We start from the raw sequence: 1,079 nt of genomic DNA on the forward strand, positions 1-1,079 counted from the left end.
GCGGAGCTGCAGCGCATGGTGGTGACCGGGATCCAGTACACCCAAGGCCCCATTGCCATGCGCTACCCGCGTGGCTCCGGCGTGGGGGTGCCCCTGGCAGAGGAAGGGTGGGAGCCCATTCCCATCGGCAAAGCAGAGGTGCTGCGCAGCGGCGGCGAGGTGCTGATCCTGGCCTATGGATCGATGGTGCATCCCAGTTTGCAGGCGGCGGAGATTTTGAAGGAACACGGCATTGCCACCACTGTGGTCAACGCCCGCTTCGCCAAGCCTCTGGACACCGAGCTGATCCTGCCCCTGGCCCAACAGAGCCGCCTGGTGGTGACAGTAGAAGAGGGCTGCCTCATGGGCGGGTTTGGCTCGGCAGTGGGGGAAGCCCTTCTGGATGCCGATATCCGGGTGCCTTTGTTGCGCCTGGGGGTGCCGGATGTGTGGGTGGAACATGCCACTCCTGAGGAGTCCTTGGCGGATCTGGGCTTGAACAGCGTCGGCATTGCCGAGCGGATCCGGGCCAAGGTTGAGAGGCTGCAGGAACGGATGGGCGCGGGATCCCCGGCCCAAGCTGCCTTGGGCGGCCCCTGAGCCTACTCTTCTGAGAGCCCCATCTGCCGGTTGAACTGCTCGACGGCAGCTTGCTGCAGAGCCTCGGCAACGGGGCGGCTGCGCAGGAGAACTTGCACATCCCGCAGCAGCTTCTCCCGCCACAGGTTCTCCCGCAGCACTTCTAGCCGGGCATAGCTGGGATCCAGGCGCATGGCCTTTGCCCCCAGCTCCTCGGCTCGTCCGGTTTCTCCCCGAATGTAGAGAGCGGTCGCCAAGGCCAAGTAGGGCTCTGCCACAGAGTCGTTCATCTCTATCGTGCGTTCCCAGCGCTCGATAGCAGCGTCGAGATCTCCCTGCTCGTAGTCCACCAAGCCGATGTTGTTCATGGCCGGCCAATAGGCGGGATCCAACTCCAGGGTCTTCTCATATTCCCGCCGGGCGGGATCCCACTGATCCAGCATTAGATAAGCATTGCCCAGTTGGAAGCGGGCGTTGGGGTTATCCGGTTGCAGGGCCACAGCCCGTTCCAAAGCCTCGGC

General features: G+C 63.9%; 2 protein-coding genes. One reads left to right on the plus strand and one right to left on the minus strand.

Annotated elements, in window-relative coordinates:
• Positions 1-579, plus strand: a 579-nt coding sequence (locus NW857_RS05830; RefSeq protein ID WP_414368286.1) for a transketolase C-terminal domain-containing protein, incomplete at its 5' end; no start/stop codon positions are given.
• Between the two features lie 2 nt (positions 580-581).
• Here NW857_RS05830 and NW857_RS05835 read toward each other — a convergent pair.
• Positions 582-1,079, minus strand: a 498-nt coding sequence (locus NW857_RS05835) for a tetratricopeptide repeat protein (RefSeq protein WP_414368288.1), incomplete at its 5' end; no start/stop codon positions are given.

Source organism: Synechococcus sp. H55.9 (assembly GCF_047462355.1).
Classification (GTDB): domain Bacteria; phylum Cyanobacteriota; class Cyanobacteriia; order Thermostichales; family Thermostichaceae; genus Thermostichus.